Raw genomic sequence first — 13,059 nt, forward strand, 5'->3', positions numbered from 1 at the left:
AACATCGTCAGCTGCGTCTTCGAGTGTTGCACCCTTGTACAGTCGTTTGATAAAGGTGAGCCGCCTGCTCACCTTCTCGTCGTCAGTCTGTGTGAGCAAGCGGTCGAGATCGTCCTCACCCAGGTGTCGGACGATCTCTTTCTCCCGTCCAGTCATTACCTTCCCTACTCAGAGTCCACCTAAATCTTCTGTGAAGCACTACGGGCTGAATCTTCGGGTCGAGTCTCGGGTTCCTCTCCGCTGGTCTCTGGTTTTCGATAGACCCGTGGCTCCGTGAGTTGCGCTATAAAAATTCTGTCTCGTGTACCCCTACCCGAGACGATTAAACGATTTCCGGGAGAGGTTAAATGCTTTCTGCAATAAGTAGAAAACTCCACAGTTTGGGAAGTTGCGAGAGTCCACGGCGTTGTCGATAAAATCGGTCGTCCTCCTGGCCAGCGGTGGCGCGTCGCGTAGAAAAACGCTTTTCCTCTGCCCCGACGCGCTCTCAGACATGAAGGTAGGCGTACTCGGAGCCGGCACCATGGGACACGGAATCGCACAGGTCACGGCAATGGCGGGCCACGACGTGACGCTCCGCGACATCGAAGCGGAGTTCGTCGAGAACGGCATCGAGAGCATCGAATCGAACCTGCAAGGTGGCGTCGAACGCGACAAAGTCACCGAGGAAACGAAGGATACGACCCTCGACCGAATCTCGGGCACGACCGACCTCGAAACCGCGGTCGGTGACGTAGCGCTAGTGGTCGAGGCGGTACCGGAGGAGATGGACATCAAACGACAGACGTTCGAGGACGTCGAAGCACTCGTCACCGACGACACCGTCATCGCCTCAAACACCTCGTCGCTCTCGCTGACCGAAATCGCCAGCGTACTCGACGACCCGACCCGAGCGGTCGGCCTCCACTTTTTCAACCCGGTTCACATCATGAAACTCGTGGAGGTCGTCGTCCCCGAACAGGCAGACCGAGAGACGATCGAATTCGCGACCGAGTTCGTCGAAGACATCGACAAAGTGGCGGTCGAAGTGCGCGACTCGCCGGGATTCGCGTCGTCGCGCCTCGGGGTCGCGCTCGGGGTTGAAGCGATTCGGATGCTCCAGGAGGGCGTCGCGAGTCCACGCGACATCGACGCCGCGATGGAACTCGGCTACAATCACCCGATGGGTCCCATCGAACTCGGTGACGTCGTCGGACTGGACGTTCGCCTCGACATCCTCGAACACCTCCGCGAGGAACTGGGCGAACGATTCCGTCCGCCTCAGATTCTGCGCCAGAAGGTGCGCGCCGGCAAACTCGGCAAGAAGACCGGCGAGGGGTTCTACGTCTGGGAGGACGGCGAAATCGTGGGCGTCTCTGGCGGAAACAAGACGGCTCGTCAGTCGGAGTCTGACGGCGTTTCGGGCGACGATTCCGGAAACGGAGGTGACGAAAGATGAGCGACGGGACGCCAGACACCGACCAACCGCCGGAAGACGAAACGCCCGGCAGTCCCGAACAGGTCGCCAGCGAATGCGAGACGGTCGACGTGAGCGTCGAGGAGTACGTCGCCACGGTAACACTGAACCGCCCCGACGCCCGAAACGCGCTGAACGCCCAACTGCGTGCCGAACTGAAAGACGTACTCGATGCAGTAGAAGCGTCGTCGGACGTGCGCGTGGTCGTTCTCACGGGCGCAGACGAGGCGAAGGCGTTCGTCGCCGGTGCCGACGTGAAAGAACTCAGAGAACGCGACGCGATAGAACAGCGCGAGGCCAGCAAGCGCCCGCGAGTGTACGAGTACGTAGACGACCTCGAAAAACCGGTCGTCGGCGCGCTCAACGGCCACGCGCTCGGCGGCGGGTGCGAACTCGCGCAGGCGTGTGACGTTCGCATCGCGCACGAACGCGCGAAGCTCGGCCAACCGGAAATCAATCTCGGCATCATGCCCGGCGGCGGCGGCACGCAACGGCTTCCCAAACTGGTCGGTGAGGGTCAGGCCATGCGACTCGTCCTCTCCGGCGAAATCATCGACGCCGAGGAGGCCCACGACATCGGTCTCGTGGACGAGGTGTGCTCGGACGAGACGTTCCACGACCGGGTCTACGAACTCGCCGGTCAGATGGCGGAGAAGAGTCCGAAAGCGCTCGAACTGGCGAAGAAAGCCGTCAAAGCGTCCAGTCGGATGGAACTCGAAGCGGGTATCGAGTACGAGGCGGAACTGTTCGCGTTGCTGTTCGCGTCCGACGACAAGAACGAAGGAATCGACGCCTTCCTCGAAGACCGAGAACCGACGTGGGAAGAGCGGTAACACCCGTCGCTGGAATTGTCGAAATCCCGCGGTCGTGAGGTTCGGACCGTTCAGTTCGTGCGGAGTCGGTCGGCCTCGTTTCGAAACGAGGTGAACGTGTCTTTCCCCCACGACACCGCCGCCGGGGTGTCGTTGACGAGGAGTCCACGTAGTTCGCCTCGGTCGTCGTACACGACGACACAGACGCTATCCTCGTCGCCTTCGACCAGAATGAGACCGTACGGGAGCGTCTCGCTCGTCTCCCACACGGAGAGACCCCCCGAGCCTATCGCCGCTCGTAGCTTGTCGCCGTAGTCGGTGACGAGATACTGGACGACCGGGCGTTCGAGTACGAGTTCTGCGTTCAGGTCACCGACGACCGCCTGGTCGTGAAACAACTCCACGTACTGTGGCAGCGCAACCGGCGATAGGCCGCGTGTCACGTCCGCCTCCGAGACCATCTCTTCGACGAACTGAATCGGATGGTTCGGCGCGTATCGCTCCGGGAGAACGACCCTCGCGTCGGAGACGACTGCCATCGGAAGCTCACAGTCGGCTGGAAGGGTCGAGAGCAGTTGCCGAGTGTAGCACACGTCTTCGACGCGCCCGCGGAATGCACCGAACTCGGATTCGAGCAATCGACCCGCGAGCGTCAGGTCGAGTCCGGCGTCAGTCCGCTCGACGAGACCGTACTCTCGCAACTCCCGTACCGCTTTGTACACAGTTGAACGAGAGACGCCAAGTTCCTCACGGAGGTCGCGTTTCGATATTGGCTCAGACGAGAGTGCGGTGAGAAACTCGCCCCGTTTCACCACCGTCGTCAGTAGGTCGTCCGGGCTGTCCCCCTTCTCGGTCATGTCTCACGAGGGTCTTGTCTCCCCTCCTGTATAAACATACCTTAAGTGGCCACAAGATTTATTACTTCCATCCTAACACGTGAATCACGTTCTCGTTCGGTGGATGATCTTCCCGGTTCGAACGCTGTGTGATTAACTAAAGTAATAGTCTCTCGGTTTCACGTTTACTATGTCCGAACCAAAGATTCGGACTGTGGTCTCCGTTACGCTATGGCCCAACGCTCTCCGCTCGAACAATGCACTCTCACCCAGGTCGAACTTCGATTACGATGCGAGACCGTACGTGGAGAGACCTCACACTCCCGTGTTCACTCACTGCGGCACTCAACGTGGTCGACGACTCCCTCTCTCGGGCAGTCCTTCGACAGCTCGTGATGTGTGAATGTCAACTCACACTGTCCGAACTCGCCGTAGTCTGTAGTGACGAACGAAGCGTCTCGAAACAACGTCACAGACGAATCACCGTCGAGTTACACCACATCACTTTGCCGCGACTGGCAGACTGTGGGTTCGTTCACTACGACGCGCGGACTAACACCGTCGAACGAGCCCTCGACTCAGCTACCATCCGTTCGTTTTTGGACGTCGAAATCGAACGGTAAACCCGTCTGAATGTGGGGTGCGGCGTAGGGGCCGCACCTGTCAGAGACACATTTCAGTACCATTTGCCTGCGACTGGTGGAGCCACCACTGGCAGGCATTATCGAAATGCGACTGATGATATATATGTATTTAGTTAATAACTTGGAAGGTTAGATTCATCAATACGCGAAAAGTACATTTTTTCTTTGATAGTACAATTCAGTTGCCAACAGACGAAGCGAACACAACATTTAGGCGCGTCTCCGGTCAGTAGTTCGTATGGCGATTCACAGCGACTGGGGAGACTGGCTTCCCCGCGCAGTCGAAGACGCGACACCTGCTGGCGTCAGTATCTGGTATCTGGGCTGTAACGGCTTCGTCCTGAAAGGAAACGAGGGGACGACGCTGTTCATCGACCCGTATCTCGGAACTGGCGACCCGCCGCGAACCGTCCGCATGGTTCCGGTACCATTCGACCCGGCGGACGTGACGGAGGCCACGGCAGTGTTGGCGACGCACGAACACACCGACCACGTTCACGGACCGAGTCAAGCCCCCATCCTCGAATCGACCAGCGCGACGTTCTACGCCCCCGACGACAGCCTCGACGTCGTGCGGGAGGACGAAGCGTGGGCCGAGGATTGGAACGTCTCCGAAGACCAGTTTACGGAGGTCACGGAAGGTGACTCGTTCGAGGTCGGTGAGTTTTCGGTTCACGTCGAACCGGCCCACGACCCCGATTCGACACATCCAGTCTCCTACGTCATCCAACACGACGCCGGGACGTTCTTCCACGGTGGCGATACGAAACCGGGCGACGAACTCGAAGCCATCGGCGAACGATACGACATCGACCTCGGTGTGTTGGCGTTCGGTTCTGTCGGCCAGATTCCGGACAAACAGACCCGAGAACCGAAGCACACGAAATGGTACAGCGACGAGAACGAAATCGTGGCCGCCGCGAACGCGCTCCAACTCGACCGCCTGTTCCCGAGTCACTGGGACATGTGGAAAGGTCTCACCGCGGACCCGACCGCACTCTACGAACACGTCCGGAGCTATGATTACCCAGTGGCGTTCGAAATCGGAGAAATCGGAGACCGCGTCGAACTTTAGTGGGAGTGGCCGGTCGCTTCTTCGAACGTGATGCCGAGTCGCCGTTCGAACAATTCGCGCGCCTTTTCTTCGATGGCCTCGATCTGGGGGTCGGTTTCACCCTGATTGTGATGGACCGCGGCGTGTGCCTGTTGGACGAACGAGATGAGTGCCATGTCGCCGATGACCTCCGTCTGTGGTTCGTTTTGCTCCCGAAGCAGGTCGATGAGTCCCGGCGGGAGTTCGAGTTCGTTCGTCTCGCCGTCCGGTGCTTCGATGGTGTAAACCGCCGTCTCGACTTCGTCTGGTTCTGCCATAGCGGTCCTACGACGTGAAGCGTAAAGGGTCTGTGGTTACAGAACGCTACGACTGCCCGTCCACTCGGGCAGTCGGGTGTCCGAACTCAGTCGTCCGACGCTGCCGCCTGTGCGGCGGTCGACTCACCGATTTCTGCCGTTTCGAGGTAATCGTCTGCGTCGAGTGCAGCCTTACAGCCCATACCTGCCGCGGTCACTGCCTGTTGGTAGTGGAAGTCCACTACGTCGCCCGCGCCGAAGATGCCGGGCACGTCCGTCTTCGTCTGGCCGCCGCCTTTTCCGCCCTCCGTCAGGATGTAGCCTTCTTCGTCCAGTTGGACGCCCGTCCCTTCGAGGTACCCCGTGTTCGGGGTGTGACCGATGGCGAGGAAGACCGCACCCGTCTCGAAGTCGAACTCCTCGGTGTCGGGGTCGTCTAACTTCTGCGAGGGTTTCCCGTCGGGGTTGTGAACCATCGTGACGTGACTTACGCCCTCCTCGGGCGTGCCGTGAATCTCGGTCACCTCAGTGTTCTTCATAATCTCTATCTCGCCTTCCTCGACTTTCTTCTGGACGCGGTCCTGCCAGTAATCTTCGGCGCGGAACTCCTCGCGGCGATGGACGAGGTACACCTTCTTCGCGAACTTCGTGAGGAAGTTCGCCTCCTCGAACGCGGCGTCGCCACCGCCGACGACGACCATCTCCTCGTCGCGGAAGAACGCGCCGTCGCAGGTCGCACAGGTCGAGACGCCGTAACCCATCAGTTCGTCTTCACCCGGAATCGACAGGGTTCGGGCGCTCGCGCCACTCGCCGCGATGAGTGCGTCGGTCGTGTACACGTCGCCGTTCGAGAGTTCGACGCGGAACGGACGGCTGGAGTCGTCTACGTCCTCGATGATGCCCATCTTCACCTCGGCACCGAATCGCTCCGCTTGCTCTTCCATGTTGTTGATGAGGTCCGGGCCGCTGATGCCGTCCGGGAACCCGGGATAATTCTCGACCTCGGTCGTGAGCGTGAGTTGCCCACCCGGTTCGTCGCCCTGCAGGACGAGTGGGTCGTTGTTCGACCGGGCGGCGTAGATGGCCGCGGTCAACCCTGCGATACCGCTGCCGGAGACGATGAGTTTGCGGTGTTCGGGTTCCTCGGTTCCGCCGTCGGCCATCGCGACGCCGAGTTTCTCGTCCAGTCTCCCCGCCTCTTCGAGCGCGTGGGTGTCGTCCCACCCGCCGATGAGTTCGTCGTCGATGAACACTTCGGGGGCGGTCTGCCGTCCGTTCGCTCGCTCGACCATCTCTTCGAACAACTTCTCGTCACCGGTCACGTTGTACGTCTCGTACTCGATTCCTTTCGCGTCGAAGAGGGCTTTCGCTTTGTCGCAGTAGGGACAGAACTCCTTGATGTAAATCTCGACGTGTGGATGTTCGGTCATGGTGCATTATCGTGTACCATCGCGTATTTACCTTGCGCTGTCATCCGGCGTTTCCGGTTTCGGAGTCGCTGGCGCTCGAAGGGCTTACGGTCGCTCTCTCCCTCCTCTCGCGCATGGTCGCAGACATAGACGAGAAGACAGACCGCTACGAGCGACTGCTGGCGGAGGCGCTCGACGCCGCCGAGATCGCGCCGCCGACCGACACGCCGATGGGTGAAGCGGCGGCAGACTGCCGGGAAATGGCCCAGTCGTATCTTGAAGACGGACGACACTTCCGCGAGGGCGACGACCCCGTCAACGCCCTCGCTTCCTTCTCCTACGGCCACGCGTGGCTCGACGCCGGAGTTCGAATCGGACTGTTCGATGCACCCCGCGAGGGACATCTTTTCACGACGTAGGAGGGCGATGCGCTTACGTGTCCGGGGTGTGTCGGTTCGGGGTGATGGAGGGTGCTCTGTGGTACGTGCTCACCGGAACCAGGGGCGGGACGAACCGCGTTCGTCTGCTCCACGCCCTGGACGAGCGGCCACGGAACGCCAACCAACTCGCCGAGGACTTGGACCTCGATTACAAGACCGTTCGTCACCATCTCGACGTGCTCATGGACAACGGTATCGTCGAGAACAGCGGCGACGACTACGGAGCCGTGTACCTCATCACCGACCGGACGCGACAGCACTGGGACACGGTCGAGGAGATAATCGACAAGGTGGAGTAAGTATGGCCGAATCTGGGAAAGAGTATAACCGACATCGATTACAAGGGAGAGACGACGAATGGGCCTTTGGATAGACGTAGCACGCGTTTCCACGGCACTGAACGTGCTGTTGCTCGTCGGTTTGAGCTACGTCTGGCTCCGCAACTATAGCAAGTTCCGCTCGAAGCACACGCTCGGCCTTTCGGTGTTCGCACTGCTCTTGCTCGCAGAGAACGCTATCGCCTTCTACACCTACTCGTGGCACCGAATCCTCTCGGAGTGGTTTTCCACGTCGGTTCCCGATATCGCGTGGCAGGCGATGCTCGTCCTCCACGTGCTCGAGTTCGTCGCGCTCGTGTTCCTCGTGTGGGTGACGTGGGACTAATTTTCCTCCCATCCCTGTCCGGTCTGGCAAATCGGTTCGATGTTTGCCATCAGTCCGGCAGTACGACGTAACCGGTCGGGTCGAAGCGAAATCGATGGCGGAAGTGAAAGATGTCGCGAGTCAGTTCATAGTCGAATAGTTCGACTTCCATTTTCGCTATCCCAGGACCCCGAACCCGGTCGCAGAGCCGAAGTCGAACAGGACGTGCAGGGCGACGCCGACGATGAGTGCGGGAATCGTCGTGTAGATCGAGGCGACGATTGCAGCCTTCTTATCGATGGCGATGAGCGGGAAGAGGGCGTCTCCGTCCTGGCTGATGGCGTTCGCGGTGAGTGCCGAGAACGGTATCGCACCTTCGGCGTACACGCTCGCCAACACGATTTGGGGGCCACAGCCGGGAATCAGTCCGACGATGGCACCGGCGACGGGTGCGAGCACCCCGACGGCAGCGGCGAGTGCCCCGACGTCGATGCCGAACAGGAGGACGGTGTACTCGTAGAGCAAGTAGGCCGTGAGCACCCAGACGGTGACGAAACTCGTCTCCATCGCGGCGTGCGTGAGCGTGTCGTAGAGGTCGACGAACGAGTCGCGTGCGCGGCCGACGTGGCCCTCACCGAGGTAGTGTCGCCCGACGAAGTAGAGGTAAAACGACGCCGTCGTTCCCATCAACCCCACGACGGTGAACGCGCCAGCGTAGGACGGCCCGAGTACGAGCGGAACGTCGGGCGCGCCAGCGAGGAGGTACATTACTCCGAGGACGAGCGCGGCACCCGCCGCTACCCACCAGATGGCGTGAACGACGTGACTGAACGGCGTCAGAACGGGCGACTCGCGCGCTACGTCCGTCTCACAGCACGCGTCGTACTGGTGGGTCGGATTACCGCCCGGTCCACCATCGACCATCCCGCCGTCGGTGGCCGTCCGGCCGAGAGTCGCGACTGCGCTGTCGATGCGTCCGACACCCATACCGAAGCGGTCGATGGCATACCCCGAGACGATGGCCGTCGCGAACGCGATTCCGTACGCGTACAGCGCCGCCTCTGGAGCCAGTGCGAGGATGACGAACGCGGAGTCACCTGCGGTGGCGATGAGCGTTGCGACGACGGTGCCGAAGCTGACCGTCCCACGGACGTACAGCGGCATCATCACGATTGCACCGCCACACCCCGGCGTCAGTCCCATGAGTGCGCCGAACAGGGGCTGTAGTCGTTCGTTCTTCGAGAGCCGCTCGACCAGCGCACCCCCCGTCCGGTACTGGACGAGGCCGAACAGGAGCACCGTGACGGCGACGAACGCACTCACCTGGACGTACCCGTCTCGAACCGACGCGAGGAACACTTCGACGAGCTGGTTCATCTTCGACGCCCCCTCTCCGAAGGAGCCGGTAGATTAGACATATCTAAAAGTCTGTTTAGCAGGATGGAATATAGTTGTTTCGGCATGTCGAATGCGGAAGAGATTCGATAGGCCGGAGCGCAAGCGACACCTCGAACGACGCGGTTCGATCGTGAGGGTCGAAGACGAAATTCGGGAGACTGCGTCGACGTGCCCCGAAGCTAGCCACAATTCTTATCTCGCTCTCTAGCGTCCGTCCAACCGTAATGGCGAAAGGTACGGTCACGTTCTTCAACGACACTGGCGGCTACGGCTTCATCGAATCCGACGACGCGGACGAGGACGTATTCTTCCACATGGAAGACGTCGGCGGCCCCGACCTGGAAGAGGGACAGGAAGTCGAGTTCGACATCGAGCAAGCCGACAAAGGACCGCGAGCGACGAATCTCCAGCGACTCTGAGACGGTACTGGCCGAAGCGGGCACCGATGAAGAGCGGCGGCTCTCTTCCAGGCTGTCACCAGCAAGATTTTTCCCGGTACCAGTCAACGACTTCGGTATGGTGGAGACGTACGTTCGACTGTTGTGTCCCGAGTGCGGAAAACACTGGGAATCGAGTCCAGACGACCTGCCGACACCTGACAAGCAGTTCCACTGTCCGAACTGCCACGCGACGAGACGAACGTCGGAGTTTACGCGAACCGAACGCGACTTGGAGACGCTAAAACAGCTACAGTAATCAGGTGCTAGTCGAAGAACGTGCGCCACACGCTTCACACCGAAGCACTAGCGCACCCTGTTCTCGTTCGAGGCGTGTATCGGGCAGACCACACTCCGAACAGCGGACGAACCGTTCCGCGTACGCCTCGATTGCGTCGGCGATTCGCACACCCGAGAACGACCCGGTCAGCCGCGCACGCCCGCTCTCGTCGATGTGGGCGCTCGTCCCGAGTTCGTCCTGCAGGTATTTGAGGACGTGTCCCTCCTCGCGCGAGAGACGGTCGACCGTGGCCTGAAAGTTCTCGTACACGGTAACGTTGCCCTCCTGGCGAACGTCCGGGTCGGGAACGTCGTAGCGACTGCCACTCGCGTCGATATCTGGCGTCTCTTCCAGTGCTCGTTCGAGGTGCTGGTCGTAGTCGGCCATACGTGTAAACAGTGCCTCCGAGTAAAAAACGTTTAAAAATCTCCGGACTCTGAAATACCCCGGAAACTGACCGTCCGGCGTGCTAACGGCCCTCAAGATAATAATATAACCCTGCAACTATTACACCAGATTGGTTATGAAGAAGCAGGAGCTTATCCACCTTCACGGCCTGCTTGCGGAGGTCGGGAACGATTTCGAGAAACGAAACGGGGAATCCATTCGACTGGACGAGTACGATTCTCTCGGCGTACGTCCGACATCGATTCACAAATCGAAAACGGATCACAAAGCGGCTGTTTTTGCGCTGGCTAACGCTATCACGACCGAGATGCGTGCAACCGAACGCGAAGCGGTTGCACCCCGAGCAGACTGAGACGGTGCGGTGGTCCCCGTAGAGTGAAGCTGTAGAGTGGCGACGCTACGCCTTCCTGCCGGCTTCGGACCTGGTATCATATTTTTTACTGTATGCTGTTATCATACATGATAACCGTCTATGGGTTTTAATACGGACTCAGTGCACCGAATACTATCGTCAGGAAATATACGAAACAAAATAGGATAACACGAAATGATAAAAATCGGGACAGACGGACGAAACTCGAATCGTGGTCAGGTCGGTATCGGGACGCTCATCGTGTTCATCGCGATGGTCCTCGTTGCAGCCATCGCGGCGGGCGTCCTCATCAACACGGCGGGCTTCCTCCAGTCGAAATCCGAACACACCGGAACCGAGAGTAGCGCACAGGTAACCGACCGCGTTCACGTCGTCAGCACGATGGGGAACGTGACGGATACGGACGGCGACGGGAAGTACGAAATCGATTACGTCAACCTCACCGTGATGAAAGGCTCCGGGTCGGGGGACATCAACCTCTCGACGTCACCATCGAGTGGCTCAGTCCCGACGACGGCCGCATTCTGACGATGGGACCGAACGGCAACGATACCCAGTTCGGCGTCGAAGAGATTCGAGACGAAGGTGACTCGCTCTCCGTCCTCGTCAGCAAGAAAGACCGCTCCCGAGTCGTCCTCGACACGGAGAAGATTACAGGCAGTCTCGAAGAACGCGAGGAGTTCACCATCAAAGTCGTCACGTCGTCGGGCGCGATGACCTACCACCACAGCGTTCCCGAGACCCTCTCCGACGGACACGCGGTCGCGTTGTAACCCGTTCGCTTCGTTTTTCGCTCGTCGACGTCTCGACCATCAGCGCCGTCTATCGTGCCACGCCGGGAACTCCTCACGGACGCGTTCGACGCGCGAGGGGTCGATATCTCTGACGACGAGGTCCGGCTCGTCCCCCGTGCTCGCGAGGAGCGTCCCCCACGGGTCGTACACCGTCGAGCGACCGAGGAGGGTCGCGTCTTTGTACGCCCCCGAGCCGTTGATGGTGGCGAGAAAACACTGATTTTCGATCGCACGCGCTCGTGAGAGCACCTGCCAGTGTTCGACGCGGGGATACGGCCACGCGCTCGGAACGAGCACGAGGGTTGCACCTGCCTCCGCGATGTCGCGGTAGAGTTCGGGAAATCGAAGGTCGTAGCAGGTCGTCATTCCGATAGTCACGTCCTCGAACTCGGCGATGCCGAGCGTTTCGCCGGGGACGAGCAACTCGGCCTCGGCGGACTCGTATCCGAAGAGGTGGTGTTTCCGGTACACCGCCTGCCTGCGGCCGTCGCGGTCGAAGAACACGGACGTGTTGGCGAGGCCGTCATCGTCGGGGGTCTCGTCGTCCGTCAACGAGAGGTCTTCGACGATGCTTCCCGCCAGAACAGCCACGTCGTATTCGGCAGCGAGGTCGCTCATCTGTGTGAGCGTCGGCCCGTCCAGCGCCTCCGCACGCCGCTGGTAGGTATCGAACGCGAAGTAGCCGACATTGAAGATCTCCGGAAGGGCGACGAGGTCCGCGCCGTGTCGAGCCGCAGACTCGATGGCGTCTGCCGCTCGCTCTCGGTTGGATTCGACGTCCCCGCCTTCGATGGCTAGCTGGGCGAGTGCGAGTCTCACGACCTGACTCCTACCTCGTCTCGGAGCGCGTCTTCGAGGTTCGACAGTTCCTCATCCAGATGTTTCTTGAAGTAGCGTTCGATGCCAGGAATGCGCCCCTCGACGACGAACCGGTTGAGGAGTCGGCACCCACCCTCGGTGGGTTCGATTTCGTGCTCACCGGTGACGCGCATGGCCGAGGAACGGCCGATGAACTTCACGTACTCCGGCTCTTCGCGGGCCACGTCTTCCGTTTCGACGGGTATCGTTCGGTTGACGAACGGAATCGGTAGTTCGATGTGCCACGTCGCGCGATTGTCGCTCTTCTCGTCGTACTCGGCGACGACACTGATGGCGCTCGCTCGTCGCTTTGGGTCGGCGATGAACGCCCAGACCTCTTCAGGCGGAACCGGGAGGTCGAAGGTACGTTCTACCCGGACAGTCATACGTTCTCCATCGGTGGCTGGTAGTAAAAACCCAGCCACTTAGCTCGGACTGACCTTCCACGTCGTCGAGCGGGCGCGCCCCCACTTCTCGATGTCCACGTCTTCGGACTTCTCGGCGAGCGTCGGGAGGCGAGACCCGACCTGTTTGGACGAGAGACCGAGGTGCTTGGCGATGTTCTTCGCACGGAAGTAGCGCTCACCGCCAGCCACGCTATCGCGGAGGAATTCGAGGATTCGCCGTTCCTCGTCACTGAACTCAGTCATCTTCACCCCCACTAGGAGCGTGACAGTCTTAACGATTGTCCCCTACAGAACAAGTGCAGATTTCGCGTCAGTTCGAGTAGAGGTGCGTTCCGGCGATTGCCAGTACTCCTGCGGTGACTGCCGCGGCGAAGCCCCACGCTGCGGTTTCGGTACCCGGCGAGACGAACGTTATCGCCGCACCACCGACCGCGACCAGCGTGAACAACACGGCGAGGCCGACTCCCTTGTCCGTCGCGACTGCCTGATTTCCTGCCATGTCTCCCTCTTGCCCC

Annotated in this window: 19 protein-coding genes and 2 pseudogenes; 11 read left to right on the top strand and 10 right to left on the bottom strand. The window is 60.2% G+C overall.

From position 1 onward, the window contains the following. Positions 1-156, bottom strand: a pseudogene (locus tag ACR3FF_RS11935) (IS630 family transposase); the annotation flags it as partial. Positions 157-493: 337 nt separating this feature from the next. On the opposite strand from ACR3FF_RS11935, the gene ACR3FF_RS11940 reads away from it, so the two are divergent. Beyond that, on the top strand, positions 494-1,438 hold the full coding sequence (locus ACR3FF_RS11940; RefSeq protein ID WP_458188253.1) for a 3-hydroxyacyl-CoA dehydrogenase family protein: 945 nt from the start codon (positions 494-496) through the stop codon (positions 1,436-1,438). Further along, positions 1,435-2,289: an enoyl-CoA hydratase/isomerase family protein gene (locus ACR3FF_RS11945; protein WP_458188254.1), complete on the top strand. Its 855-nt coding sequence runs from the start codon at positions 1,435-1,437 to the stop codon at positions 2,287-2,289. The genes ACR3FF_RS11940 and ACR3FF_RS11945 overlap by 4 nt, the downstream gene beginning before the upstream one ends. Positions 2,290-2,339: 50 nt before the next feature. On the opposite strand, the gene ACR3FF_RS11950 is transcribed toward ACR3FF_RS11945, so the two are convergent. Next, positions 2,340-3,125, bottom strand: coding sequence for a helix-turn-helix transcriptional regulator (locus ACR3FF_RS11950; RefSeq protein WP_458188255.1), 786 nt, complete (start codon positions 3,123-3,125; stop codon positions 2,340-2,342). A 269-nt stretch (positions 3,126-3,394) separates the two neighbouring features. Between ACR3FF_RS11950 and ACR3FF_RS11955 the strand changes: the two genes are divergently transcribed. Beyond that, positions 3,395-3,727 carry a DUF7344 domain-containing protein gene (locus tag ACR3FF_RS11955; protein ID WP_458188256.1) on the top strand — a complete coding sequence of 111 codons (333 nt, stop codon included), beginning with the start codon at positions 3,395-3,397 and terminating at the stop codon, positions 3,725-3,727. 259 nt (positions 3,728-3,986) lie between these two features. Continuing rightward, positions 3,987-4,823, top strand: a complete 837-nt coding sequence (locus ACR3FF_RS11960; RefSeq protein ID WP_458188257.1) for an MBL fold metallo-hydrolase — start codon at positions 3,987-3,989, stop codon at positions 4,821-4,823. Here ACR3FF_RS11960 and ACR3FF_RS11965 read toward each other — a convergent pair. Further along, positions 4,820-5,119 (bottom strand): DUF7545 family protein, encoded by a 300-nt coding sequence (locus tag ACR3FF_RS11965; protein WP_458188258.1) that lies wholly within the window; start codon positions 5,117-5,119, stop codon positions 4,820-4,822. The genes ACR3FF_RS11960 and ACR3FF_RS11965 overlap by 4 nt on opposite strands. An 86-nt stretch (positions 5,120-5,205) precedes the next feature. Then, entirely contained in the window at positions 5,206-6,528 is a 1,323-nt protein-coding gene (trxB, locus tag ACR3FF_RS11970) for a thioredoxin-disulfide reductase (RefSeq protein ID WP_458188259.1), read from the bottom strand. Between the two features lie 113 nt (positions 6,529-6,641). On the opposite strand from trxB, the gene ACR3FF_RS11975 reads away from it, so the two are divergent. Genes ACR3FF_RS11975 through ACR3FF_RS11985 form a run of 3 tightly spaced genes read left to right on the top strand, consistent with a single transcriptional unit; the run spans position 6,642 to position 7,610 of the window. Beyond that, positions 6,642-6,926, top strand: coding sequence for a DUF357 domain-containing protein (locus tag ACR3FF_RS11975; protein ID WP_458188327.1), 285 nt, complete (start codon positions 6,642-6,644; stop codon positions 6,924-6,926). A 44-nt stretch (positions 6,927-6,970) separates the two neighbouring features. After that, positions 6,971-7,246, top strand: coding sequence for a winged helix-turn-helix domain-containing protein (locus ACR3FF_RS11980; protein ID WP_458188328.1), 276 nt, complete (start codon positions 6,971-6,973; stop codon positions 7,244-7,246). Positions 7,247-7,304: 58 nt separating this feature from the next. Continuing rightward, positions 7,305-7,610 (top strand): DUF8036 family membrane protein, encoded by a 306-nt coding sequence (locus ACR3FF_RS11985; protein ID WP_458188260.1) that lies wholly within the window; start codon positions 7,305-7,307, stop codon positions 7,608-7,610. A 156-nt stretch (positions 7,611-7,766) separates the two neighbouring features. Here the strand turns inward: ACR3FF_RS11985 and ACR3FF_RS11990 are convergent, their stop codons facing one another. Then, positions 7,767-8,966 carry a putative manganese transporter gene (locus ACR3FF_RS11990; RefSeq protein WP_458188262.1) on the bottom strand — a complete coding sequence of 400 codons (1,200 nt, stop codon included), beginning with the start codon at positions 8,964-8,966 and terminating at the stop codon, positions 7,767-7,769. A gap of 245 nt (positions 8,967-9,211) precedes the next feature. Between ACR3FF_RS11990 and ACR3FF_RS11995 the strand changes: the two genes are divergently transcribed. Together ACR3FF_RS11995 and ACR3FF_RS12000 are read left to right on the top strand one after the other, a co-directional pair. Next, positions 9,212-9,406 (top strand): cold-shock protein, encoded by a 195-nt coding sequence (locus ACR3FF_RS11995; protein WP_458188263.1) that lies wholly within the window; start codon positions 9,212-9,214, stop codon positions 9,404-9,406. Between the two features lie 97 nt (positions 9,407-9,503). Next, positions 9,504-9,683: a DUF7836 family putative zinc-binding protein gene (locus ACR3FF_RS12000; protein ID WP_266077174.1), complete on the top strand. Its 180-nt coding sequence runs from the start codon at positions 9,504-9,506 to the stop codon at positions 9,681-9,683. Here the strand turns inward: ACR3FF_RS12000 and ACR3FF_RS12005 are convergent, their stop codons facing one another. Continuing rightward, a complete protein-coding gene (locus ACR3FF_RS12005; RefSeq protein WP_458188264.1) occupies positions 9,684-10,091 on the bottom strand; it encodes a translation initiation factor IF-2 subunit beta in 408 nt (135 codons plus the stop codon). It abuts the gene before it with no gap. Positions 10,092-10,227: 136 nt separating this feature from the next. On the opposite strand from ACR3FF_RS12005, the gene ACR3FF_RS12010 reads away from it, so the two are divergent. Continuing rightward, entirely contained in the window at positions 10,228-10,464 is a 237-nt protein-coding gene (locus tag ACR3FF_RS12010) for a UPF0058 family protein (RefSeq protein WP_458188265.1), read from the top strand. A 195-nt stretch (positions 10,465-10,659) separates the two neighbouring features. Further along, positions 10,660-11,258 (top strand): annotated as a pseudogene (locus ACR3FF_RS12015) (archaellin/type IV pilin N-terminal domain-containing protein). Between the two features lie 39 nt (positions 11,259-11,297). Here ACR3FF_RS12015 and ACR3FF_RS12020 read toward each other — a convergent pair. From ACR3FF_RS12020 to ACR3FF_RS12035, 4 genes are all read right to left on the bottom strand, one after another. Then, positions 11,298-12,098 (bottom strand): carbon-nitrogen family hydrolase, encoded by an 801-nt coding sequence (locus ACR3FF_RS12020; protein WP_458188266.1) that lies wholly within the window; start codon positions 12,096-12,098, stop codon positions 11,298-11,300. Further along, a complete protein-coding gene (locus ACR3FF_RS12025; protein ID WP_458188267.1) occupies positions 12,095-12,523 on the bottom strand; it encodes a CoxG family protein in 429 nt (142 codons plus the stop codon). Before ACR3FF_RS12025 ends, ACR3FF_RS12020 begins: the two co-directional genes overlap by 4 nt. Positions 12,524-12,562: 39 nt before the next feature. After that, complete coding sequence (locus tag ACR3FF_RS12030) at positions 12,563-12,787, bottom strand: DUF7123 family protein (protein ID WP_458188268.1); 225 nt, start codon at positions 12,785-12,787, stop codon at positions 12,563-12,565. 67 nt (positions 12,788-12,854) lie between these two features. Next, the gene (locus ACR3FF_RS12035; RefSeq protein WP_458188269.1) at positions 12,855-13,043 is read right to left on the bottom strand and encodes a DUF7525 family protein; all 189 of its coding nucleotides are present in this window, start codon (positions 13,041-13,043) and stop codon (positions 12,855-12,857) included. Between the last annotated feature and the right edge of the window lie 16 nt (positions 13,044-13,059).

The organism is Haladaptatus ordinarius (genome assembly GCF_054177595.1).